This is a genomic window from Streptomyces sp. NPDC091377, assembly GCF_044757045.1.
Lineage (GTDB): Bacteria > Actinomycetota > Actinomycetes > Streptomycetales > Streptomycetaceae > Streptomyces.
The window spans coordinates 156,157-179,710 of sequence record NZ_JBIVUE010000008.1 but is presented as its reverse complement, the minus strand read 5'-3'; the positions used below and the strand labels follow the sequence as shown (position 1 = coordinate 179,710).

Here is a 23,554-nt window from a genome sequence, read left to right as displayed (position 1 = left end):
GCCAAGATGTACGACCCCACAGTCGCCCGACTCACCTATCGGGCCCTGCTCGGCCGACGCCGGGCCCTGATCCTCGGCGCGCTGCCGATGCTGCTCATCGTGATCGCCGTGATCGTCCGGGCCCTCGTCGGCGCCGACGACCAGACCGCGGCCGACCTGCTCGGCGGGCTGGCGCTCGCCACGATGGTGCCGATCATCGGCGTCATCGCGGGCACCGGCGCGATCGGGCCGGAGATCGACGACGGCTCGGTGGTGTATCTGCTCTCCAAGCCGATCAAGCGGCCGACGATCATCTTCACCAAGCTGATCGTGGCGATCGGCGTGACGATGGTCTTCTCGGCGCTGCCGACCCTGATCGCCGGGTTCATCCTCAACGGCAACGGTCAGCAGGTCGCCATCGCCTACACGGTGGCCGCGCTCGTCGCCTCCATCGCCTACGCCGCCGTGTTCCTGCTGCTGGGCACCGTCTCGCGGCACGCGGTGGTCTTCGGTCTGGTCTACGCCCTGGTCTGGGAGGCCCTGTTCGGCTCCCTGGTCCCCGGCGCGCGCACCCTCAGCGTCCAGCAGTGGTCGCTGGCGGTCGCCCAGGACGTGGCCGACGGCTCCCTGGTCACCTCGGACGTCGCCCTGCCCACGGCGACGATCCTGCTGGTCGTGGTGACCGTGCTGGCCACCTGGTACGCGGGTCAGAAGCTGCGCACGCTGACCCTCGCCGGGGAGGAGTGACACCAGACCCCGGCCCTGGCTACGGCTCGGCCCCGGCTCCGGGTGGGGCCCTCCGCACGGCTCCTCCGCCTTGACGGGGTCCTCACCCGGGCCGGGGCACACTGACAGGACGGAAACGGCTGGAGGAAACGGGGATGGCAGACAAGACGCCGGCCACCGGCGACCGCGACGGGGCCTGGGACGACGACCTGGTCCTGGACGAGGACTTCATACGCTCCGCCGACACCGCGGAGCCGTCCGCCCGCGCCCGGATGCTGGCCGCCCGCTGGAGCCGCGAGGAGCCCGAGCCCCAGCCGTGGCGCTCGGACGAGCCGCCCGCGGGCTGGTTCTTCAGCAAGGCCCGTCGGCGCAGGTGGCGCCGCCGCTAGCGGCTTAATTCGGTGGTGGACAACTCCCGGCACGGGCACACTGGTTGTGTTCACGACGCCGGATCGGACCGGCGCCCAGGACCGGGAGAGGAGCGGGGCGATGCCGATGCACGGCAGTACGTTCCGTTCCCGACAGGGCAGCCCGCGAGCGACCCCGGAGTAGTTACGCCTCCGTGGAGTCCGCGCGCCGGGTGGTGCCCGGGGCGGTCGCTTCGAGCACGCGAAGCCGGGCGTTTCGCGTGGACCGCCCACCCGGAGGATTGGCCGAGTGGTAAGGCACCGGCTCACTGAGCCGAGATCGGGCCCGAACAGCCCGCGCACGTTCGATCCGTGCATCCTCCGCGGGACGCTGTCGCCGTGACCGGTCAGGTGGGGCCGGGGCGAGAGGCGTCCGTCAGGGCAGGAGACGTTCCAGGACGGCAGCGATGCCGTCTTCCTCGTTCGAGGAGGTCAGTTCGTCGGCCACGGCCTTGAGTTCGGCGTGGGCGTTGGACATGGCCACGCCCCGCGCGGCCCAGGCGAACATCGGTATGTCGTTGGGCATGTCGCCGAAGGCGATGGTGTCGGCGGGTTTGAGGCCGAGCCGGCGGGCGGCGAGCGAGAGCCCCGTGGCCTTCGACAGGCCGAGGGGCAGCAGTTCCACTATGCCCGCGCCGGCCATGGCGACGGTGACGAACCCCCCGGCGGCCTGGCGGGAAGCCTCGGCCAACTGGTCGTCCGTCAGCGTCGGGTGCTGTATGTAGATCTTGTTCAGCGGCGCCGCCCAGAGGTCCGACACCTCCGTGAACGGGGTCGCGGGCAGCGCGCCCTCCAGCGCGTACCCCGGTCCGATCAGCACCTCGCCGTCCAGCCCGTCCCGGCTGGCGGCCAGGAAGAGCGGACCGACCTCCGCCTCGATCTTGGCCAGCGCGAGCGCCGCGATCTGCCGGTCCAGGGTGACCGAGGTGAGCAGCCGGTGCGCGCCGGCGTCGTAGACCTGGCCGCCCTGGCCGCAGACGGCGAGGCCCTCGTAGCCGAGGTCGTCGAGGATGCCGCGGGTCCAGGGGACCGCGCGGCCGGTGACGACGATGTGCGCCGCGCCCGCCGCGGTGGCCGCGGCGAGCGCGTCACGGGTACGGCCGGAGACCGACCCGTCGGCGCGCAGGAGCGTGCCGTCCAGGTCGGTCGCGATCAGCCGATACGGGAACCCGTCGCTCACGTGGCCACCGGCTCCAGGACCTCACGGCCGCCGAGGTAGGGACGGAGCACCTCGGGCACCCGGACCGAGCCGTCGGCCTGCTGGTGATTCTCCAGCAGCGCCACGATCGTGCGCGGTACGGCGCACAGGGTGCCGTTGAGGGTGGCCAGCGGGCGGACGGTCTTGCCGTCCCGCATCCGGATGGACAGCCGGCGCGACTGGTACTCGGTGCAGTCCGACGTCGAGGTCAGCTCGCGGTACTTGCCCTGCGTCGGGATCCACGCCTCGCAGTCGAACTTGCGCGCGGCCGAGGAGCCGAGGTCGGCCGAGGCCACGTCGATCACCCGGAACGGCAGCTCCAGGGAGGTCAGCCACTGCTTCTCCCAGTCGAGCAGCCGCTGGTGCTCGGCCTGGGCGTCCTCGGGGGCGACGTACGAGAACATCTCGACCTTGTCGAACTGGTGCACCCGGAAGATGCCGCGGGTGTCCTTGCCGTGCGAGCCGGCCTCGCGGCGGAAGCACGGCGAGAAGCCGGCGTAGCGCAGCGGGAGCCGGTCGGCGTCGAGGATCTCGTCCATGTGGTAGGCGGCGAGGGCGACCTCGGAGGTGCCGACCAGATAGAGGTCGTCCTTGTCGAGGTGGTAGACGTCCTGCGCGGCCTGGCCGAGGAAGCCGGTGCCGGACATCGACTGGGGGCGGACCAGGGCGGGGGTCAGCATCGGGGTGAAGCCGGCGGCGGTGGCCTGGGCGATCGCCGCGTTGACCAGGGCCAGCTCCAGCAGGGCGCCGACGCCGGTGAGGAAGTAGAAGCGCGAGCCGGAGACCTTGGCGCCGCGCTCGACGTCGATCGCGCCGAGCAGGGTGCCCAGCTCCAGGTGGTCCCGGGGCTCGAAGCCCTCGGCGCCGTCGGTGCCGAAGTCACGGATGGTGCCGTGCGTCTCCAGGGTGACGAAGTCCTCCTCGCCGCCGACGGGGACGTCGGGGTGGACGAGGTTGCCCAGCCGGAGCAGGAGTTCCTGGGTCTCGGCGGCGGCGGCGTCGCGCTCGGCGTCGGCCGCCTTGACCTCGGCGGCGAGCTGTCCGGCCTGCTTCAGCAGGTCGGCCTTCTCGTCGCCGGACGCCTTCGGGATCAGCTTGCCGAGCTGCTTCTGCGAGGCCCGCAGTTCGTCGAAGCGCACGCCGGACGACCTGCGCCGTTCGTCGGCGGAGAGGAGGGAGTCGACGAGCGCGACGTCCTCTCCACGGGCACGCTGCGATGCGCGCACACGGTCGGGGTCCTCACGGAGCAGGCGAAGGTCAATCACGCGCTCAAGGCTACCGGTGGCCGCGGACGCCTCACGACTCATAAAAGGGTGAGGTGGCTTACGTTCGGTTATGGGTTAATTGCCGGGTGTGTCAATTAAAGGGGCCAGGATCCCTGGATCGGGCGAGACGTTCGGCGCCCGGTTGACCGGATTTCCTTGTGGGAAACGGGACTTGGGGGTTCGGTTGTCCACAGCGGTCCCCATGCCCCGAAGAGTTATCCACAGGCTGTGCGAAAGATCTGTGGACACGGGAATTGATCACTGCGAAAAGCACCGTCGAGGTGGGGGATTCCCGGTTGAAACTTCCCCTAAGCCCACGTTCGAGTGGAAATGGGTCCCCCTGAAGAGTTGCCCGAGGGAAAACAGTGGACGAAGGCCCGGCTGCGCGCCGGTGGATGAACCGGGGGTCGGCAGAGAGATTTGTCGACCCACCCCACAGCGCGGTGTCGACTTGTCCCCAGGTCGAGAAGCCAACCTGTGGATAACTCCTGTGGACAACGAAAATCAGCAGGTAGGACAGGTGTGACGGCTGCGCCAGGCCGCGACAGGCGTGAAAGAAGTGAAAGGTGTGACAGAAGTGCCGGATGATCTTACGACATCACGGCGTACGGCCTAGAACCGGCCGTCCTGGGAGCGGGCCACCCACTCCGCCGCCACCGTGAACTCGTCGTCCGACGTCCCCTTCAGCGGCGGCCGTACCTCCGCCGCGCCCAGGTCGGCGCGCGGGTACGAGCCCAGGAACCGCACCTGGAGACAGATCCGCTTGAGCCCCATCAGCGCCTCGGCCACCCGGCGGTCCGAGATATGGCCCTCGGCGTCGACGCAGAAGCAGTAGTTGCCGATACCGGCGCCGGTCGGGCGGGACTGGAGCAGCATCAGGTTGATCCCCCGGGTGGCGAACTCACCGAGCAGATCACGCAGCGCGCCGGGGTGGTCGTCCCGCTGCCACAGCACCACGGACGTCTTGTCCGCGCCGGTGGGCGCCGCGGGCCGGGCCGGGCGGCCCACCAGCACGAACCGGGTCTGCGCGTTCTCCGCGTCGTGGATACCGGTCTCCAGGGCCTCCAGACCGTACCGGGCGGCGGCGAACTCGCCCGCGAAGGCGGCGTCGTACTGGCCCTCCTGGACCAGCCGGGCCGCGTCCGCGTTGGACGCGGCGGACTCCCAGTGGGCGTCGGGGAGATGGCGCTTGAGCCAGTTCCGCACCTGGGGCTGGGCGGCCGGGTGCGCGGAGACCGTCTTGATGTCGGAGAGCCCGGTCCCGGGCCGGACCAGCAGCGCGAAGGTGATCGACAGCAGCACCTCGCGGTAGATCATCAGCGGGGTGCCCGCGACCAGCTCGTCCAGCGTGGTGGTGATACCGCCCTCGACGGAGTTCTCGATGGGCACGAACGCGGCCTCGGCGTCGCCGCCCCGCACCGCGTCCAGCGCGGACTGCACCGACACATACGGGATCAGCTCCCGCGTGGCGGCCTCCGGAAGCGTGCGCAGGGCGACTTCGGTGAAGGTGCCCTCGGGACCGAGATACGCGTAGCTCGCTGGCATGCCTTCACCCTAATGGGCCTGGGCGGCGAGGTTTGACCTGTCTCACGACGGCCACCCTTGAGAGCGACGCCCGCCCCTCGAAGGGTCCGGAAGCCCCCCCCGTGGCGCCCTGTCACCCCTCCAGCAGCCCCTGCCCCACGTACCCCCCTTCCGCCGCGCCCCCCGGCACCGCGAACAGCCCGCTCGCCTCGTGGCGGACGAACGCCGACAGGGCGTCCCCGCGGTCCAGCTTCCGCTGCACCGGCACGAAGCCGCGCAGCGGATCGGCCTGCCAGCACACGAACAGCAGCCCGGCGTCCGGCACCCCGTCCGGGTCGAACCCGTCGTGGTACGAGAACGGCCGCCGCAGCATCGCCGCGCCCCCGTTCTGGTCGGGCCGGGCGATCCGGGCGTGCGCGTTGATCGGGACCACGAGAGTGCCCTCGGCGTCGGTCCTGTCCAGCTCCATCTCGGTGGTCTCACCGCCCCCGGACAGCGGCGCCCCGTCGGACTTGCGGCGCCCGATGACCCCCTCCTGCTCGGCGACCGGGAGCTTCTCCCAGTCGTCCAGGAGCATGCGGATCCGGCGTACGACGACGTACGAGCCGTTCGCCATCCACTCGGGGTCCTTCGTGGGAGCGGCGGGCACGAAGATCCGCCGGTCGAAGTCGGCCTCGGACGGCTGCGGGTTCCGGGTGCCGTCGATCTGCCCCATGAGGTTGCGTGTGGTCAGGGGGCGGGCCGTGGCGCCCGGCGAGCGGTTGAAGCCGTTCATCTGCCAGCGCAGCCGGGCGGCCCTGCCCGCGTCCTTCTGGAGCGCGCGCAGGGCGTGGAAGGCCACCAGGGCGTCGTTCGCGCCGATCTGCACCCAGAGGTCGCCGTTGCTGCGGGCCTTGTCGAGCCGGTCCGAGGAGAAGTCCGGCAGCGGATCGAGGGAGACCGGGCGTCGGGCCTCCAGACCCGTGCGGGCGAAGAAGCCGTGCCCGAACCCGAAGGTGACGGTCAGCGACGACGGCCCGGCGTCCCGGGCCACATCGGTGTCGTCCTGGGCGGTGGCCTCGCCCGCCATCAGCCGCCGGGCCGTCTCCGACCAGCGGCGCAGCAGGGCCGCCGCCTCCTTGCGGCCGGCGCCCGCCGCCAGGTCGAAGGCGACGAGGTGCCCGCACGCGTGCATGGCGGTGAGGATGCCGGGCTGATGTTTCCCGTGAAACATCGCCTTCCCGGCGCCGAGCGAGGTCAGCGGGGTGGCCTGCGAGGGCGCGGCGGTATAGCCGACGGCCCCGCCGGCGGCACCGAGCACCAGGCCGGTGGCACCGGCGGTCCCGAGGAGCGCCCGGCGGGAGAATCCGCCGTCGCCGTGGCCCGGACCGCCGGCCTTGCCGGAGCCCCGGGCGCCCGGGACGGAACGGTCAGCCGCGGTGTCCATGGCGGACCGGTCAGCCGTGGCGTCTGTGACGGGCTGGTCAGCGGTGTGGTCAGGCATGGTGTGCGTTCAGCCGATCTGCGCGTTCTTGGAGACGGTCACCTGGTCGATGTCGGAGGTCCGTACGGTGACGGCGATCTCCCACTCGCCCGCCATCGGGATCTGCACCCCGTTCGCGGACCAGTGACCGGTGGTGATGTGGTCCGGGACCAGGGGCAGTGGCCCGATGTCCTCGGACTTCAGGGTGAAGGCCAGCTTCACCTCGGGGACGTCGAAGGCACGCCCGTTGGGCCGCTCGCCGTACACGTGCACCTCGTTGGCGCCGACCCGCGCGGGGTCGATCTCCAGCCGGACGACGCCCTGGCCGTCCTCGCCGCCGGTGTCGAAGGGCAGTTCCAGCGTCACCGCCCCGGTGGCGGAGCGCTGCTCGGCGGCGGCAGCGGTGGCCGCCTCGGCCTCCAGCACCGTACGGCCCGGTTCGGTGGAGGTCAGCGCGGTGGTCACGGCGAGCAGGACGACCGCGACCCCGGCCTCGGCCAGCACCGAGCGGCGCAGCCCGGACCGCTGAGGGTCGGCGTCCCGCAGCCGCTTGCGGGTGGCCGTGTCCGTCGCGGCCCGCTGCCGCGCGAGCTGGGCGTCCCGCTTGGCGTCCCCGGTGCCGCCACCGCTGCCGGAGGCGGCGCCCTTCTCCGCGGCCCGCGAGCCGTTCCCGGCCGTGGAGGAGCCGGACGGGGCCGACGACGACGTGGGCGCCCCCACCTTCTCCCGCTTGCGGGCGGTGGCGGTGACCGCCACCTCGGCCAGCCGCCCGGTCCAGCGCCGGGACACCCAGGCGACCCCCACGAGCACCGCCACCAGCCCCAGCTTCACCAGCAGCAACTGGCCGTAGCGGGTGTCGGTGAAGGCGTTCCAGGAGCCGAGCTGACGCCAGGACTGGTAGACACCGGTGACGACGAGGGCGACCACGCTGAGGAAGGCGACCCGTGAGAAGCGGCGTACGGCGGCACCGTCGAGCGGGGTGTCGGCGGGGGCCCGGTACAGCGCGGCGAGCAGCGCGCACAGCCCGCCCAGCCAGGCGGCGACGGCCAGCAGATGGACGACGTCCACCGGCATCGCGATCCCGGTCTGGATCCCGGCCGAGGCGTGCTCGGACATCGCCCAGCTCGCCGCGAGCCCGGCCGCGACCACGACCCCGCCGACCGTGAGGCCGAAGGTCAGGTCCCGCTTCTCCTCCTCGTCCCGTTTGTCGTACGCCCCGAAGAGCACCGCGATGAACAGCGCCGCCGCGGCGAGCAGCAGCAGCCGGGAGACCAGCGCGGCGCCGGTCTTGGTCTGGAGGACATCGCCGAGCAGGTCGAGGTCGAAGACGTCCCCGAGCTTCCCGGTGGTGGTGTACGCGCCCCGGAGCAGCAGCAGCCCCAGCGTGGCGGCGGTCAGCGCGACCCAGCCGGAGACCACCAGCCGCTGCACGGCCCGTACCCCGGACCCGTGCGACCAGCAGCCCAGCACGAAGGCCGAGCCGCCGACCAGCAGCACGAAACCGGCGTACGACACATACCGCCCGATCCCGTAGAGCGTGCCGACGGCCCCGCCGCCGCTGTCGGGCGCGTCGGCGGAGACGGAGGTGGCGGAGGGCGCCCCGATGGAGAAGGTGAAGGCCCCGGCGATGGGATGGCTGTCGGCGGAGACGACCTGGTAGGTGACCGTGTAGGTGCCGTCGGGCAGCCCCGAGTGCAGCTTCACGGCGTAGGTGTTCCCGCTGACGTTGCCCGGGGTGCCGGTGTCGGCGCGCTCGCCCTTGGGGTCGAGGACCCGCAGGCTGCCCTCGGGGGTCGAGACCGGCTCGGAGAAGGTGAGCGAGACCTGGGACGGGGCCCGCTCGACCACCGCCCCCTGCCGGGGGTCGCTGCCGGTCAGCGCGGCGTGCGCCGAGGCCGGCCCGCCGCTCAGGAGCAGGGCGCCGGCGACCGCCGCGAGCAGTAGCACCAGGCTCCGCAGACGGGGGGCGATGGACTGCGACACGATGGTCCCTCCCTCAGCGTCCGGCCGTGGGCCGGTACGTCGCGGCCTTCACCGGAATCTCGACATCCACCGGCGAGCCGTCGGCGAAGTGCAGTTTCACCGTGACCTTCTCGCCTTCCAGCGGCTTGCGCTTGAGGTTCTCGAACATCAGATGGTTTCCGCCGCTGCTCAGCTCCAGCTTCCCGCCCGCCGGAACGGCCAGGGAGTCGACCTCGCGCATCGAACTGCCGACCGTCTCGTGCACGGTGACCTCGCCGATGTCGCTGGTGACGGAGACCAGTTCGGCCTTCTCGCCGCCCTCGTTGGAGACGGTCAGGAAGCCCGCGGCCATGCTGTCGGAGACGGGCTGCGGCATGTACGCGGCGCTCACGGACAGCTCGGGGCCGCCGGAGCCGCTGCCGCCGCCGGATCCGTCCGACCCGCCGGATCCGCCCGACCCGTTGTCCGACCCGCAGCCGGTCAGGGCGAGCGTCCCGGTCAGCGCCAGTGCCCCGGTCAGCAGGGCGGTGGTCCGTGCCGTACGCCTCACGGGTTCTCACCCTTGATCAGCTTGGGCAGGTCCTTGGTGTAGTCGTCGACGGTGGCTTCCTCGCCGTAGAGGACATAGCCGCCGTCGGTCTTCGGGGAGAACGCGACGACCTGGGTGCCGTGGTTGGAGACGACCTTGCCGTTCTTGTCCTTGGTCGACGGCTCGATGGAGATGCCGAGGGTGCGGGCGCCGGCCTGCACGGTGTCGAAGTCACCGGTCAGCCCGATGACCTCCTCGTCGATGCCCTTGAGCCACTTGCCGAGGGCCTCGGAGGTGTCCCGCTCGGGGTCGGTGGTCACGAACACCACCTGGAGCTGGTCCTGCTCGGCCGGGGAGAGCTGCTTCTTGGCGACCGCGATGTTGTTCATGGTCAGCGGGCAGACGTCGGGGCAGTTGGTGTAGCCGAAGTAGATCAGCGTCGGCTTGCCCGCGGTCTCCTTGCGGATGTCGTACTTCTTGCCCTCGGTGTCGGTGAGCACCAGGTCCGGCTTCTCGAACGGCCGGTCGAGCACGGTGGCGGCCCGGTTCGAGGGGGCCTCCTCGGAGACCACGGAGACCGGCGAACCGGAGCTGTCGTCGCCGCTGCCGCAGGCGGAGAGAGCGAAGGTGGCGGCGGCGACCAGGGCCGCGGCGGCGAGGGTGTTCTTGCGCATGGAATGGATTCCTAGAGGTGGTGGTTCCGGGCGGGCCGCAGGGCGTCGCGTCCCCGTGGCCCGCCCATGGAGGACGGGTCAGGCCGTGGGGTCCGCGGAGTCGCGGCGGCGTCCGGCGAGCACGCCGTACGCCACTCCCGCCGCGCCGACGGCGATCCCGACGACACCGAGCACCCGGGCGACGGTGTCGGTCGAGCCGCTCGACTCCTCGGCGGCGCTGGAACTGCTCGCGGCCTCGGCGTCGTCCCCGGCGGCCTTCTCGTCCGCCTCGGCGCCGGAGGAGCCGTGGTGGTCCTCGGTGGCGGCGGACAGGGCGAGCACCGGCGCCGGGTACTCCGGCTCCTCCTGCCCCTCCTCCGGCACCTCGATCCAGCGCACGACCTCCTTGTTCGAGTAGGTCTGGAGCGCCTTGAAGACGAGTTCGTCGGTGGTGTCGGGCAGCGCGCCGACGGAGACCGGGAACTTCTGGAAGTAGCCGGGCTCGATGCCCTTGCCCTCGGCGGTCCAGGTGACCTTGGAGACCGCCTCGGTGATCTGCCGGCCGTGCGCGTCGATCGGCTTGTCCAGCTCGGCCTTGGTGACCTCGGCCTTCCAGCCCGGGACCGGCTGCGGCAGCACCGAGGAGAGCGGGTGCTCGGCCGGGAAGTTGATCTCCAGCTTGGTGGTCGAGGCGTCGTCGCGCTCGTTGGGGACCTTGAAGTCCACGACCGCGTAGCCGCCCTTCGCGGCCGTCCCGTCCGGCTGCACGCTGACATGCGCGAGGGCGGGGGAGGACAGGACGACGACCGCGCCGGCGGCAAGCAGACCGGCGGCGGCGATACGGGAAGCCTTCATGGGATGAGGCACTCCACTTCGAGATGAGGATCCGTTGGCTGACGAGGAAGAGGGGTACGCGCGCGCGGAGGTGCCCCGGGAGGGGGCCGAAGTGCCGTGGGAAGCGGCGCGGACATCGCTGTGACGTCCCGGCTCCCCGGGCTGTGACCGTTCCGGCTCCCCGGAAAGGCACAGGGGAAGACAGAGACCAGAGACCAGGGGAAAAGGGCGCGGGCGCGTGCCGCGCGACGACGGCGCGTCCTCCCCGGGGATCCCGGTGGGGTTCCCGTGAGACAGGTCGGTCCGCGCGGTGTCAGGCGGCGAGGTCGAACCCGGCGGGGGGTGGCCCGCGCCGGATCACGGTGTGCTGGAGCGCGGTGGTACGCGGCCCGGGAGGAGTGAGCCGGGCGGCGCGCGGAACACCCGCGGCGGCCTCGGGCGTGGCCGGCAGCCCGGCGCACAGGGCCCGCACCAGGGTCAGGGCAGCGCGCAGGGATCGTACGAGCGCCCCCTCGGCCATGCCCTCGGCGACGGCTCGCGCCGACAGCGCCGACAGGTCGACCAGCCGGAGCAGCGCCAAGTCGCCGCGGCGCAGCAGCCAGCCCACGGCGACGGCCGCGAGGAGATGGCCGAGCAGCATCGGCAGCGAGGGCAGCAGCGCGCCGGGGAGCCCGAGGGCGGCGTCCGGCGACCCGGCGGAGGCGGGGCCCGCCACGCCGGGAGCGTGGTCGGGTGCCGGGATCCGGGCGTCGGTGAGGATGCGCCGGGCCTCGGCCGGGCTGATCGTGGTGGCGGGGGTGCCGCAGACCAGTCGGGCGGCCCGGGCGACGAGCGAGGCGTCGGCGGAGGGCACGGCACCGGCGGTGCCCCCGTGCTGCCCCAGCCCGAACAGGGCGTGCAGCAGGGCCTGCGCGCCGGCGAGCAGCGCGACGGTCGCGGCCAGCGACCGCACCCGACCGGCGAACGGCACGGCGACCACGAGCACCCCGGCGAACCCGGCGCCCAGGGCCCACAGCGGGATCGGCGCGTAGGAGGCGAGCGAGTGCCCGGCCGCGGCCAGCACGACGCAGACCGCGGCGAACACCGCGGCCCGCAGGATCCGTGGCTCTCGCCCGGAGCGCGTCGTACGCGGGTGGGGGGCAGTCATGGCGGGCTCATCATCCCACTGGCCCCACCACGCCCCTACGGCAGGTCCGCTCGACGGGTGTGCCCCACAGAGACGTATGCAGGAGACGTATGCAGGAGACGTATGGGGGACGGCCCGGGAGGACGGGTACACGAGACATATGTGCGACTCGGGTGCGATCGCGGGAGAGATCAACACCGCCCCCCGCGGTGCCCATACGCCTATGACCTGCGCAAGTCGGACATCCCTGATGTCACAGAGACACCACATACACCGACCGCCACGCTGACCGCATCCGCCGTATGGGCGGCATCACCAAGAAATCGCGATTGCGTACGGGCGCGGGCGGCAATACGTAACGGTATGTCGAGCCGCGACCAGGAGGGTGGAGCATGAGCATCTGGTGGTCACTCCATCTGCGGCGTGAGGCTGCGAGCGTTCCGCTCGCGCGGCGCCTGCTGCTCGGCACCATGGAGACCGCGGGCGTCGACCCCGACGTCTCGTACGACCTCTCCGTGGCCCTGAGCGAAGCGTGCGCGAACGCCGTCGAGCACGGCGGGGGCACGGCTCCCGGCGCCGTCTCGGGGGCGTATCACGTCACCGCGTACCTCGACGGTGAGCTGTGCCGTATCGAGGTCACCGATTCGGGCCCCGGCTTCGTGGCCGGGCGCCCCCACCGACCGGCCCACGAGGACGACGCCACCGCCGAGAACGGACGGGGCCTCTACCTCATCCGCGAACTGGCCGACCATGTCCACATCGCCAACAAACCCGGCAGGGGCGGCGCGGTCGTCAGCTTCGACAAACTCCTCAAATGGCGCAAGGACGCTCCGCTGATGGCGGTGTAGCGCCCTTGCCCGGCCCCTTCGTGTGCCGTCGCTGCCCGCTGCCGCCGCCCGCTGCCCGCTGCCGCTGTCGTTGCCCGAGCCCGGCCCTCAGCCCTTCAGCGCGGCCATCCAGGACTCGACCTCGTCGGACCGCCGGGGCAGGCCCGCGCTCAGGTTCCGGTTGCCGTCCTCCGTCACCAGGATGTCGTCCTCGATCCGCACGCCGATGCCCCGGTACTCCTGCGGCACGGTGAGGTCGTCGGCCTGGAAGTACAGCCCGGGCTCCACGGTCAGGCACATCCCCGGCTCCAGGACCCCGTCGACGTACGTCTCGGTCCGCGCGGCGGCGCAGTCGTGGACGTCCATGCCGAGCATGTGGCCGGTGCCGTGCAGCGTCCAGCGCCGCTGGAGCCCCAGTTCGAGCACCCGCTCGACCGGCCCCTCGACGAGCCCCCACTCCACCAGCCGCTCCGCCAGCACCCGCTGGGAGGCGTCGTGGAAGTCCCGGTACTTCGCGCCCGGCCGCACCGCCGCGATCCCGGCCTCCTGGGCGTCGTGGACGGCGTCGTAGATCTTCCGCTGGATGTCGCTGAACCGGCCGTTGATCGGCAGGGTCCGGGTGACGTCGGCGGTGTAGTACGTGTGGGTCTCCACGCCCGCGTCCAGCAGGAGCAGGTCACCGGAGCGGACCGGGCCGTCGTTGCGCACCCAGTGCAGCGTGCAGGCGTGCGGGCCGGCGGCGCAGATGGAGCCGTAGCCGACGTCGTTGCCCTCGACGCGCGCGCGGAGGAAGAAGGTGCCCTCGATGTAGCGCTCGGAGGTGGCTTCCGCCTTGTCCAGGACGCGGACGACGTCCTCGAAGCCGCGCACGGTCGAGTCCACGGCCTTCTGCAGCTCGCCGATCTCGAAGTCGTCCTTGACCAGCCGCTGCTCGGAGAGGAAGACCCGCAGCTCGTCGTCCCGCTCGGCGGTGACCTTGTCGGCCAGGGCCGCCTCGATCCCGGCGTCGTAGCCGCGTACGACCCGCACCGGGCCGTGCCGCTCGCGCAGCGCGTCGGCCAGCTCGCGGACGTCGGAGGCGGGGATGCCGTACCGCTTCTCCGCCTCGCCGAGGGAGTGGCGGCGGCCGACCCACAGCTCGCCCTGGCCGTTGAGCCAGAACTCGCCGTTCTCGCGGTTCGAGCGCGGCAGCAGGTAGATGGTGGCGGTGTGGCCCTCGCCGCGCGGCTCCAGCACCAGGACGCCGTCCTCGGTCTGGTTGCCGGTGAGGTACGCGTACTCCACCGAGGCCCGGAAGGCGTACTCGGTGTCGTTGGAGCGGGTCTTGAGATTGCCCGCGGGGATCACCAGGCGCTCGCCCGGGAAGCGCGCGGAGAGCGCGGCGCGGCGCGCGGCGGTCTCGGCGGCCTGCGGGAGCGGCGCCAGATCGTGCTGCTCGGTGTCGGCCCAGCCGGACTTCATGTTCTCGGCGAGTTCGTCGGACACCACCGGGTACAGGCCGTTCTTGCGCTGCTTGATCGGCTCCTCGGGCTCGTTCTCCGGGGTCTCCGGCGTGGGCTCGTCCGACACGGTCATCCTCCTCGATACGGCATGGAACCTCACCATCGTACGGACGTACGGAAGGGGACCGAAGGCCGGGAATGCCCGTTACGTGTAGCTACCACTCGCCTACCCGGACCGGGGCGGGGAGGGGGTGGGGCGGACGGGAGGAGGGGGCGGCGGAACGTCGTGCGGTGGGGCGGACCGTCGTGCGGTGGGGCGGGGACCGGTGTGCCGTCTGTCCGTATCGGCCGTCTGTCGGTATCGGCCGTCTGTCGGTATCGGCCGTCCGTCCGGATCAGCGGGTTGTCCGGATCAGTGGGCTGTCCGGATCAGTGGGCTGGCCGCGTCACTCGAAGCGCGCCGCCAGCAGCACCACGTCCTCCTCGCTGTCCGCCGAGTCCAGCCCGTCCGGCAGTACGGTGCGCAGGACGTGGTCGGCCAGGGCCCCGGGGTCACGGCGGGCTGCCCGGGGCGCGCCGGCCGCCGCCGAGTGGAGCCGGGCGAAGGCCCGGTCGACAGGATCGCCGGTACGTTGCAGCAGCCCGTCCGTGTAGAGCAGAACCGTCTCTCCCGCTTCGGCCTGCACCTCCACGCTCGGCGCCTCCCAGCAGGCGAGCATGCCGAGCGGCGCGGAGACGGACGTCTCCACGAACTCGGTGCGCCGCTCGCCGACCAGCAGCGGCGGGCAGTGCCCGGCCCCGGCGAGGGTGAGCCGGCCGACGGCGGGCTCGCAGTAGGCGAACAGGGCGGTGGCCGAGCGGGCGGGTTCCGTCAGCCGGAGGAGCAGTTCCAGGTCCGAGAGGACCGCGACCGGGTCCTCGCCCTCCATCACGGCGTACGCGCGCAGCGAGGCCCGCAGCCGGCCCATCGCGGCGACCGCGCTCGGCCCCGACCCGGTGACCGAGCCCACCGCGAGCCCGAGCGCCGCGTCCGGCAGCGGCAGCGCGTCGTACCAGTCGCCGCCGCCGCGCGGTCCGGTGCGGTGCCGGGCGGCGAGCCGGACACCGGACACCCGGGGCAGCCGTGAGGGCAGCAGTTCCTCGGCGACCGTCCTCAGACAGGCGCGGGTGCGCTCGACCTCCAGGAGCCGGGCGAGATGCTCGGTGGCGTAGCGCGTGTAGAGGCCGGCGAGATGCCGCATCCGCTCGGAGGGCTCGGCGGGTTCGTCGTACAGCCACACCGCGGCGCCGAGCCGGCCGGCCGCCGTGGTGGACAGGGGGAGGGCGTAGCTGGCGGCGTAGCCGAGCCGGGCGGCGACCTCGCGGTGGCGCGGGTCGAGCCCGTCCTCGGCGAGCAGATCGGCCCGGACGACCTCGGCCACCGCGCCGGGTGGTGCGGCGGGGGCGTCGAGGAGGTCGCCGTAGGGCAGGGAACCGCGCGGGACGGTTTCCAGCTGGCCGAGGTCGGCGGCGGCGAGGCCGAGGCCGAGGGTGCTGCGGGGGCCGAGTCCGTCGGACGGTTCCAGGACGACGAGGCCGCGGCGGGCGCCCACGAGGGCGGCACCGGCGCGCAGCAGTTCCTGGAGGGCGTCGGCGAGGGTGCCGGTACGCGCCAGCCGTTCGGTCAGTTCGTGCAGGGTGGTGAGGTCGGAGACCCAGCCGGCGAGGCGGTCCTGGAGCAGGGCTCCCGGGCCGGTGGTGGTGCCGGTGGTATCAGGGTCGGCGGGGTCGGCCGTGGCGGACGGGTCCGGGGTGCCGGCCGGGGCGCCGGGTGTGACGCTCGTGACACCTGAGGCGGCGGAGGCGCCCGATGCCGGGGAATCGGGTGCGACAGTGTGTGCGGACGGGGGAACCGTTGAATCGATTCCAGCCACTTTCGCAGGGTGCGGGGCGTTCATGGTGTCCGGCTTTCCGACCGGTGCGTACTGCTCAAAAGCATCGCAAACCCCCATGTCGTTCTGCGCCGCTGGCAGTGTCTCCACATGTACACGCACTCGTGAGGAGATGTCCAGCATTGTCCTGCCGGGTTTCCTGGTGTCCAGGGGGTTCCCGGGGTGCGAACCGGTTCCCCTTCTGTAAAGGCAAAGTTGGCTTAAAAGTGATGCATGGATCGGGTTATTGCGGTCGACTGGCCTTGCTCGACGGAGCGTCACAGCGGTCGTGATGGGTACGTACTCGGAGAAGGCCAGGGGCGGTTGGGGGTTACCCGGAACCTGGTGGCGGACCCGGGCGTCTTAGCCACCGACGATCGTGCCCCATCCTCCCGTGGCGGAGGCGAAGAGAAAGAGCGCGACCGAAAACGCCAGACTTCGCCACCCCACGCCACGCCCGTACTCCGGACAGACGCGGTACGGACGGAAACGGCGGCGACGGAACACAGCGGACGCGGCCGATGCTCGGCCCATAGGGGTTCCCCGTGCTCGAACGCAGGGGAGTGATGCGCCAGCTGATACGCACAGTGAAGTGATCGACACATGGTGTGAGTGGCCCACGGTGTTGCCAGGCGTGCAACGGAAAGGAACGAGCGCTCATGCGCGAGATCCTCGGAAGGCGACGCAGGCTCCTGTCCAGGCGTGACGACGGGAGACCTGAGCTGGTCGGCGCGGCCCTGACCTTCGCGACGCAGTGGCAGTGGCCCGTGCTCCCCGGAGTGACGGCCGATCCGCAGGGACGGGCCGGCTGCGGCTGCCCGGACCCCGAGTGCACGGTGCCCGGAGCACACCCCTTCGACCCCGGTCTGCTCGCGGCCACCACCGACGAGCGCATGGTCCGCTGGTGGTGGGCCAACCGCCCCACGGCCCCGATCATCCTCGCCACCGGCGGCCCGGCGCCCTGCGCCGTGAGCCTGCCCGCCCCCGCCGCCGCGCGCGCCCTCGACGCGCTGGACCGGATGGGGATGCGGCTCGGTCCGGTCGTGGCCTCGCCCGCCCGCTGGGCGCTGCTGGTGCGGCCGTACTCCATGGAGCAGCTGGGTGAACTGCTCTACGCCAAGGACTTTGTCCCCGGCTCGCTCCGCTTCCACGGCGAGGGCGGCTACCTCGCGCTGCCGCCGTCCACCACGGGGCAGGGCGAGATCTCCTGGGAGCGCGCGCCGCTGCCCGGCTCCGCCTCCCCCTGGGTGCCGGATGTCGAGGCCGTGGTCGACGCGGTGGTCGAGGCCCTCACTCGTACGGGTGTGAGCGCGCCCGAGTTGTAGGGGTGTCGGGCGCCCGCGGAACCGGGCGCCCGTCCCCGCTCGTTATCGTCCCGGGTATGAACCCCCGTCTCCTCGCCCTCACGGGCCTCGCGGTGTGCGCTGTCGCCCTGCCGCTCGCGGTGGCGTCCGCGGGACCGGTGGGCGACGAACGCCGCGCCGCCGGGACCTCGCGCGACGACCGCAGACCCCCGGAAGCACGGCGGGGCGCGTCGATGCCGGGTACGTCCCTGCTGGGTGCGTCCCTGCCGGGTGCGTGGATGCCGGGTGCGTCGATGCCGGTCGCGGGGGCGGTCGGTGGGGCGGTCGACGGGTCCGGGGACACGTCGGGCTCCGGGGACGGGTTTCGGGATACGTCGGGCTCCGGGGGCGGGTCCGGGGATACGTCGGGCTCCGCCACGGGCGCGCCGCTGCGGCTGGGCCTGGGTCTCGCCACCGCCGCCCGCTGCGGCCCCGAACTCACCTCGCCCGACGGCATCGAGGCGCAGACCTGTGTGCTCACCCAGGGCGAGGACACCTGGGCCCGCACCTACTACCGCAATGCGACCGGCGAAGCCCTGACCGCCGTACTCAGCCTCATGGGACCCGGTGGGCGCACCGTCACCCTGCACTGCGAGGTGGGTCCGGCCGACGAGCCCGCCGACTGCGCGACGCCGCGCGAGCGGACCCGGGGGAACCTGGACCACTACACGGCGATCGCGGAGTTCGCGCGGGCCGCGGGCGAGGGTCCGCTGCTGCTGAGGTCGGGAAGCAACTCGGCGGTCGCGGCGCGGCAGTGAGCGGCGCTGCACGGAGAAGGGCTGCCCGGAGGGACGTCGAGGAGGCACGTGCGGCCGGGCAGGCGACAAGGTGTGCGACAGGCCGTGCGACAAGGTGTGCGACAGCGTGTGCGACAGGCCGTGCGGCCGGGCATACGAAGGCCCGGTTGCTGGCGACGGGGGATGCACCAGCAACCGGGCTACTGAAACGGTAACAAGAGATCGGCTGTTAGCAAATTCGGTCTCACGTTTTACTTGGCTATTCGGACACCGACTGGCCCCGTTCCAGGCCGAGTTGATGACATACGGCAGCCGGGGCGCGACTCCCTGTGCGACTGACCGGCCGGTCAGTCGCGGTCGCGCCCCGCGTGGGGCGTCAGCTCAGTGTGACCTGTCGGTTCGTGAGCCCGCCGCGGGCCCGGCGCTCGTCCGGGGTCAGCGGCCCGTCGACCGCCAGCGCGGCGGTGAGCCGCTCGGCGAACTCCGCGGCCGGCTTCTCGACGTCCTGCGCGCCCATGCCGCTCGGAAGGTCCCAGACCGGCACCGTGAGGCCGTGGGCCCGGAACGAACCGACGAGCCGGGTGCCCTCACCGAGTCCGGAACGGCCCGCCGCGTGCAGCCGCGCGAGCGCGTCCAGAAGCTCCTCCTCGGCGTGCGGCATGACCCAGCGCAGGTGGTTCTTGTCCGGGGTCTCGCACCAGTACCCCGCGTCGACTCCGGCGAGCCGGACGGTCGGGATGGCCGCGGCGTTGGCCCGCTCCAGGGAGGCCGCCACATCCGGAGTGGCGTTCTCCGGGTCCGGGACCCAGAACTCGAAGCCGCTGTGCACAACTGGCTCGAAGGCGCCTGCCGGGTCGAGGAGATCCTGAAGTCGCGGCCCCTCGGCCGGGGCGCGGCGGCCCTGCACCGGGGTACCGGGCTGCGCGGTGAGCGCGCGCCGGAGGGTGTCGGCGAGGTCGCGGCTGATGTCGCCGGACGCCGTGTCGTTCTGGAGGCCGATCAGCACGGAGCCGTCGTCGCGGCGCAGCGCGGGCCAGGCCATGGGCAGCACGGTGGCCAGGGTGACCGACGGGACGCCCTCGGGCAGACCGTCCTTGAGCTTCAGCTCCGCCGTCGCGGCCGGGACCAGCTCGCGCAGCGCCACCCAGTCGCACTCGCCGGGCAGGCCCTCGAACGGACGGTGCACCAGCTCGGTCACCGCCTGCGCGGCGGCTCGGCCGTGACACGCCTTGTAGCGGCGGCCACTGCCACAGGGGCAGGGTTCGCGGGCGCCTACGACCGGGACCTCTCCGTCTGTGCGCTGCGGGCGCGCGCCCTTGGTCTGGGGTCGCTTCTTGGCCATGTGGGTGTCTCCCGGAAACGGCTCTGCTGGTACGGCCGCGAGCCTAGTCGCTCACCCGGGGAGCGCCCCAGCTTCCGGGACCCACAAGGCCGCTGCCTACCCACAAGGCCGCTGCCGGCCGCCGGGCGTCGCGCCCTGCCGGCCGTCGCGCCCTGCCGGCCGTCGCGCCCTGCCGGCCGGCCGGGCGCCGCGCTCAGTCCAGGTCGTCGAACGCGTCGGCGAAGTCCAGGTCCGGGATGGCGGAGAGCGCGGGTGCGCCCACGCGCGTGGCGAAGTCGTCGCGGCGGTGGCCGGGCTGCTGGTTCCTGACGTCGTCGTGGACGACGACCCACACCGTGACCTCGCCCCGGGCGTCGTCCCGTACGCCCCAGTCGTCGGACAGCGCGGTGATGATGTTCAGCCCCCGGCCGCCGTGGGCGGTGACCGACGGGGTCGACGGAGCCGGGCGGGTGGGTCCGCCGCCGTCCGTGACCTCCACGACCAGCCGCCCGCGCGGGTCCACCCGCCAGGCGGCCAGGACATCGCCGTCACCGGCCAGGGCGTCGCCCAGCGGACGTCCGTGTTTGCACGCGTTGCTCAACAGCTCGGAAAGGATCAACACGGCATCGTCAATGATCGATTCGGCCACACCGCCTCTGCGCAACTGATCGCGCATCCGGTGTCGCGCCTTCCCCACGCCCGCAGGGCCATGGGGTACGGCCATGCTCGAAGACGTGGGCACCTCTTGTGCCACCACCAACGCCACCCCCGAGACCTCCTTCGCCCCACGCCACGGTGTGGATGCCCCATTGGCCTGTACCGGAAACCGGCCAACCCAGGTGCGGTGACGCACTCACCTCGATCGAACACGGACCGAACGCGCCGGTGCACACCCTGTGACGAAACCGTCGGAAGACTGTCAGGAGGCTGTCATCGAGCCGTCAGTGTGTGGCTGGATTTCGACACTGTGGCCTAGACCAAAGAATGCTGCGGTCGGGAGGGCGGGTCAAGGCATCGCCCGCAGTCTTTACCTGCCGGATCCGGCAGGCTCCGGGGGCGTCGGACGGGAGCGCCCGAGGGACGTCCGAGGGGCGTCCGAGGAGGCGCCGGGGCCTTCCGTGCCGGGGTTCCTCGCCCCGGGCCTCTCGCCCCGGGCCTCTCCGCGCGCCCCGGGCCTCCCGGCGCGCGCGGGGAGGCCGGGTCAGCGCCCCAGCCGCCCCAGCCGGCGCAGCACCTCGCGCGGGCGGTTGGTGATGAGGGCGTCGATGCCCAGGTCGACGCAGAGGTCGATGTCCTCGGGCTCGTTCACCGTCCAGACGTGCACCTGGTGCCCCGCGCGCCGGAACCGTTCGACGTACGCCGGGTGATGGCGCACGATCCGGATCGAGGGACCCGCGATCCGCACCCCCGCGGGCAGCCGCCCTTCCCGGAGCCGGGGCGAGGCGAACTGCATCAGATAGACGGTCGGCAGCGTCGGCGCCGCCGCCTGCACCCGGTGCAGGGAGCGCGCCGAGAAGCTCATGATCCGTACGGCGGACTCCTCGGGAGCGGTCGGGGCGTCGAGCCCGAACCGCTTCAGCAGAAGCAGCAGCCGCTCCTCCACCTGCCCCGCCCAGCGCGTGGGGTGCTTGGTCTCGATCGCCAGCTCCACCCGCCGCCCCGCGTCGGCGACCAGCTCCAGCAGCCGCTCCAGGGTCAGTACGGAGGTGTCGGCCGGGTCCTCCGGGCGGTGCTCCCAGTCGGGGTCCTCGTCGCGGGCGGGGTACGTCTCCGCCTTCTTCCAGGAGCCGAAGTCGAGGGCGGCGAGATCGGCCAGCTCCAGCGCCGAGACGGCACCGCGCCCGTTGGACGTACGGTTGACCCGGCGGTCGTGCACACAGACGAGATGGCCGTCGGCGGTGAGACGTACATCGCATTCGAGGGCGTCGGCGCCGTCCTCGATGGCCTTCCGGTAGGCGGCCAGCGTGTGTTCGGGGGCGTCCTCGGAGGCTCCGCGGTGGGCGACGACCTGAAGGCGCTGCGATGCGTGGGTCACCCGCGCCATGGTGCCACCGCCGGGGCGGCGGTCGCCGGACGGGTTCTCCCTGCGGTCGCTGCCGGTGGCCGCCGCCTGTGGCTGCTGCCAGTGTTCGCTGCCTGCGGTCGCTGCCGGGGTTGCCCTCGGCGGATGCCCCGGCGGCTGTTCCGGCGGCTGCCCCTGGGGTTGCCTCCCGCGGTTGCTCCCGCGGATGCTCCCTATGGATGCTCCCGGGGGATGGACCCGTTAGGTCTGAAAGATCCTATGTAAAGAATGGTCGGAGACGCACAGGCTCGGCTTATGGTGCTCTGACAGCCCGTGGGAAAAGCTGATGGCATACAAAAGCAGAGGCACAAGCCACAGCACACCGGGTCGTCGGCGGACCTGACGACGTGGCCCGACGCGACCCGCAACGCGACTACAACGACAGCCGTGGATCGAGGAGAAGAGCTGTGAGCACCGAGAACGAGGGCACTGCGGTACCACCGGCCCCGTCCGCGCCTCCCGTGCCGGTGGACACACCCGCAGCCTCCCCGCAGGCCCCCGCGCCCGGTGGCGGCGCCCCGACGACCCCGCTCCCCCCGGTACCCCCCGCCGCTCCGGCCGGCGCCGGACCGACCCCGGCGTACGGCGCCCCGCCCCCGCAGGAGACCTACGCGCCCCCGCAGCCCCCCACCCACTCCGCCCACCTCGGTGACTCCGGCCACTCCGGCTACGGGGGCGACTCCGGTCACCCGGCTCACGCGGCCGACCCCGGTCACTCGGGGCACGCGGGTCACGCGGGTCATGCGGGCGACTCCGCTTACCCCGGCTCCCCGCAGTCGGGTGTTTCCGCCCCCGACGCCTCGTGGCCGCCCCCGGCCCCGCATCCGCAGCCGTACGGCGCTGGCGCCGGCGCGGGCGCGGGCGGCTCGGACCCGGGCGCGCCTTGGGGGACGGCGTACCAGCAGCAGCCCCCGCCCAAGGCCCGCAAGGGGCGCGGCGGGCTGCTCGCGGGTGTCCTGGTGACCGCGCTGCTCGCGGGCGGCCTCGGCGGCGGCCTGGGCTACACACTCGCCAAGAACGACGACGACAGCAGCTCCACGACCGTCTCCGCCAACGACAGCGGCGGCGACCTCAAGCGCGACCCGGGCACCGTCGCGGGCGTGGCCGCCAAGGCGCTGCCCAGCACAGTCACCATCGAGGCCGCGTCCAGCAGCGGCGAGGGCGGTACGGGCACGGGCTTCGTGTTCGACACCGAGGGCCACATCATGACCAACAACCATGTGGTGGCCGAGGCGGTCGACGGCGGCAAGCTCAATGTGACCTTCGCCAGCGGCAAGAAGTACGAGGCCGAGGTGATCGGCAACGCACAGGGTTACGACGTGGCCGTCATCAAGCTCAAGAACGCCCCGTCGGACCTGAAGCCGCTCACGCTCGGCGACTCCGAGAAGGTGGCCGTCGGCGACTCCACGATCGCGATCGGCGCCCCCTTCGGTCTGTCGAACACCGTGACGACCGGCATCATCAGCGCCAAGAACCGCCCGGTCGCCTCCAGCGACGGCAGCGGGTCGAACGCGTCGTACATGAGCGCGCTCCAGACCGACGCGTCGATCAACCCCGGCAACTCCGGCGGCCCGCTGCTGGACGCCAAGGGCAATGTGATCGGCGTCAACTCCGCGATCCAGTCCTCCGGCAACGGCTTCGGCGGCAGCGGCCAGTCCGGCTCGATCGGCCTGGGCTTCGCGATCCCGATCAACCAGGCCACGTACGTCGCCCAGCAACTGATCAAGACCGGCAAGCCGGTGTACGCGAAGATCGGCGCCTCCGTCTCCCTGGAGGAGGGCACGGGCGGCGCGAAGATCACCGAGACGGGTGCGGGCGGCGCCGAGGCCGTGGAACCGGGCGGCCCCGCCGCCGACGCCGGACTCAAGTCGGGCGATGTCATCACCAAGCTCGACGACCGGGTGATCGACAGCGGCCCGACCCTGATCGGCGAGATCTGGACCCACAAGCCCGGCGACAAGGTCAGCCTCACCTACGAGCGCGGCGGCAAGACCAGCACGGCCGACGTCACCCTCGGCTCCCGAGTCGGCGACAGCTGACCCACCCCCGACCGAACCCGTTACTCTTGTCCCCGCGCCACGGCTCACCGCGGCGCGGGGAGGTGTGCCCGAGCGGCCGAAGGGAACGGTCTTGAAAACCGTCGTGGCAGCGATGTCACCGTGGGTTCAAATCCCACCGCCTCCGCGCAGGTCATAGCCGCACAGTTCATAGATGTGCAGGTCAGAAGGGGTGTCCCGGACAGGGGCG

General features: G+C 72.3%; 20 protein-coding genes and 2 tRNA genes. 8 read left to right on the top strand and 14 right to left on the bottom strand.

The annotated features are described in order from the left end of the window. The first annotated feature begins 6 nt into the window (after positions 1–6). The 3 genes from ACIQNG_RS19760 to ACIQNG_RS19750 all read left to right on the top strand — a co-directional run bounded on the left by ACIQNG_RS19760 (position 7) and on the right by ACIQNG_RS19750 (position 1,436). Positions 7–726, top strand: a complete 720-nt coding sequence (locus ACIQNG_RS19760) for an ABC transporter permease (protein WP_401486511.1) — start codon at positions 7–9, stop codon at positions 724–726. Between the two features lie 134 nt (positions 727–860). Continuing rightward, complete coding sequence (locus ACIQNG_RS19755) at positions 861–1,094, top strand: hypothetical protein (RefSeq protein WP_401437209.1); 234 nt, start codon at positions 861–863, stop codon at positions 1,092–1,094. 254 nt (positions 1,095–1,348) lie between these two features. Continuing rightward, positions 1,349–1,436: transfer RNA gene (locus ACIQNG_RS19750), tRNA-Ser, on the top strand. Between the two features lie 52 nt (positions 1,437–1,488). Here ACIQNG_RS19750 and ACIQNG_RS19745 read toward each other — a convergent pair. The 9 genes from ACIQNG_RS19745 to ACIQNG_RS19705 all read right to left on the bottom strand — a co-directional run bounded on the left by ACIQNG_RS19745 (position 1,489) and on the right by ACIQNG_RS19705 (position 11,686). After that, positions 1,489–2,292: an HAD family hydrolase gene (locus tag ACIQNG_RS19745; protein WP_401486509.1), complete on the bottom strand. Its 804-nt coding sequence runs from the start codon at positions 2,290–2,292 to the stop codon at positions 1,489–1,491. Next, positions 2,289–3,575, bottom strand: a complete 1,287-nt coding sequence (serS, locus tag ACIQNG_RS19740; RefSeq protein WP_401437204.1) for a serine--tRNA ligase — start codon at positions 3,573–3,575, stop codon at positions 2,289–2,291. Before serS ends, ACIQNG_RS19745 begins: the two co-directional genes overlap by 4 nt. A gap of 612 nt (positions 3,576–4,187) precedes the next feature. Next, positions 4,188–5,120 (bottom strand): prephenate dehydratase, encoded by a 933-nt coding sequence (pheA, locus tag ACIQNG_RS19735; RefSeq protein ID WP_401437202.1) that lies wholly within the window; start codon positions 5,118–5,120, stop codon positions 4,188–4,190. Positions 5,121–5,232: 112 nt separating this feature from the next. Next, complete coding sequence (efeB, locus tag ACIQNG_RS19730; RefSeq protein WP_401486507.1) at positions 5,233–6,525, bottom strand: iron uptake transporter deferrochelatase/peroxidase subunit; 1,293 nt, start codon at positions 6,523–6,525, stop codon at positions 5,233–5,235. Between the two features lie 66 nt (positions 6,526–6,591). Then, positions 6,592–8,544, bottom strand: coding sequence for a copper resistance CopC/CopD family protein (locus ACIQNG_RS19725; RefSeq protein ID WP_401486505.1), 1,953 nt, complete (start codon positions 8,542–8,544; stop codon positions 6,592–6,594). Between the two features lie 13 nt (positions 8,545–8,557). Continuing rightward, positions 8,558–9,073 (bottom strand): copper chaperone PCu(A)C, encoded by a 516-nt coding sequence (locus ACIQNG_RS19720; protein WP_401486503.1) that lies wholly within the window; start codon positions 9,071–9,073, stop codon positions 8,558–8,560. Beyond that, entirely contained in the window at positions 9,070–9,726 is a 657-nt protein-coding gene (locus ACIQNG_RS19715) for an SCO family protein (protein WP_401437192.1), read from the bottom strand. Before ACIQNG_RS19715 ends, ACIQNG_RS19720 begins: the two co-directional genes overlap by 4 nt. 78 nt (positions 9,727–9,804) lie before the next feature. After that, the gene (locus ACIQNG_RS19710) at positions 9,805–10,560 is read right to left on the bottom strand and encodes a YcnI family protein (RefSeq protein WP_401486501.1); all 756 of its coding nucleotides are present in this window, start codon (positions 10,558–10,560) and stop codon (positions 9,805–9,807) included. A gap of 292 nt (positions 10,561–10,852) precedes the next feature. Then, positions 10,853–11,686: a hypothetical protein gene (locus ACIQNG_RS19705; RefSeq protein WP_401486499.1), complete on the bottom strand. Its 834-nt coding sequence runs from the start codon at positions 11,684–11,686 to the stop codon at positions 10,853–10,855. A gap of 371 nt (positions 11,687–12,057) precedes the next feature. On the opposite strand from ACIQNG_RS19705, the gene ACIQNG_RS19700 reads away from it, so the two are divergent. After that, positions 12,058–12,513 (top strand): ATP-binding protein, encoded by a 456-nt coding sequence (locus ACIQNG_RS19700; RefSeq protein WP_401486497.1) that lies wholly within the window; start codon positions 12,058–12,060, stop codon positions 12,511–12,513. Between the two features lie 87 nt (positions 12,514–12,600). Here the strand turns inward: ACIQNG_RS19700 and ACIQNG_RS19695 are convergent, their stop codons facing one another. Then, complete coding sequence (locus tag ACIQNG_RS19695; protein ID WP_401486496.1) at positions 12,601–14,067, bottom strand: aminopeptidase P family protein; 1,467 nt, start codon at positions 14,065–14,067, stop codon at positions 12,601–12,603. Positions 14,068–14,380: 313 nt separating this feature from the next. Continuing rightward, on the bottom strand, positions 14,381–15,988 hold the full coding sequence (locus tag ACIQNG_RS19690; protein ID WP_401486494.1) for a PP2C family protein-serine/threonine phosphatase: 1,608 nt from the start codon (positions 15,986–15,988) through the stop codon (positions 14,381–14,383). A gap of 515 nt (positions 15,989–16,503) precedes the next feature. Between ACIQNG_RS19690 and ACIQNG_RS19685 the strand changes: the two genes are divergently transcribed. Beyond that, complete coding sequence (locus ACIQNG_RS19685) at positions 16,504–17,169, top strand: bifunctional DNA primase/polymerase (protein ID WP_401437176.1); 666 nt, start codon at positions 16,504–16,506, stop codon at positions 17,167–17,169. A gap of 56 nt (positions 17,170–17,225) precedes the next feature. Then, positions 17,226–17,945: a hypothetical protein gene (locus ACIQNG_RS19680; protein WP_401486492.1), complete on the top strand. Its 720-nt coding sequence runs from the start codon at positions 17,226–17,228 to the stop codon at positions 17,943–17,945. 355 nt (positions 17,946–18,300) lie between these two features. On the opposite strand, the gene ACIQNG_RS19675 is transcribed toward ACIQNG_RS19680, so the two are convergent. From ACIQNG_RS19675 to ACIQNG_RS19665, 3 genes are all read right to left on the bottom strand, one after another. After that, positions 18,301–19,266: a DUF5926 family protein gene (locus ACIQNG_RS19675; RefSeq protein ID WP_401486490.1), complete on the bottom strand. Its 966-nt coding sequence runs from the start codon at positions 19,264–19,266 to the stop codon at positions 18,301–18,303. Positions 19,267–19,459: 193 nt separating this feature from the next. Then, complete coding sequence (locus ACIQNG_RS19670; protein ID WP_401437169.1) at positions 19,460–20,098, bottom strand: ATP-binding protein; 639 nt, start codon at positions 20,096–20,098, stop codon at positions 19,460–19,462. Between the two features lie 348 nt (positions 20,099–20,446). Then, positions 20,447–21,280, bottom strand: a complete 834-nt coding sequence (locus ACIQNG_RS19665; protein WP_401486487.1) for a glycerophosphodiester phosphodiesterase — start codon at positions 21,278–21,280, stop codon at positions 20,447–20,449. A gap of 434 nt (positions 21,281–21,714) precedes the next feature. Between ACIQNG_RS19665 and ACIQNG_RS19660 the strand changes: the two genes are divergently transcribed. Together ACIQNG_RS19660 and ACIQNG_RS19655 are read left to right on the top strand one after the other, a co-directional pair. Next, positions 21,715–23,346, top strand: coding sequence for a S1C family serine protease (locus ACIQNG_RS19660; protein WP_401486486.1), 1,632 nt, complete (start codon positions 21,715–21,717; stop codon positions 23,344–23,346). Between the two features lie 58 nt (positions 23,347–23,404). Continuing rightward, a tRNA-Ser gene (locus ACIQNG_RS19655) sits at positions 23,405–23,491 on the top strand. Positions 23,492–23,554 lie beyond the last annotated feature (63 nt).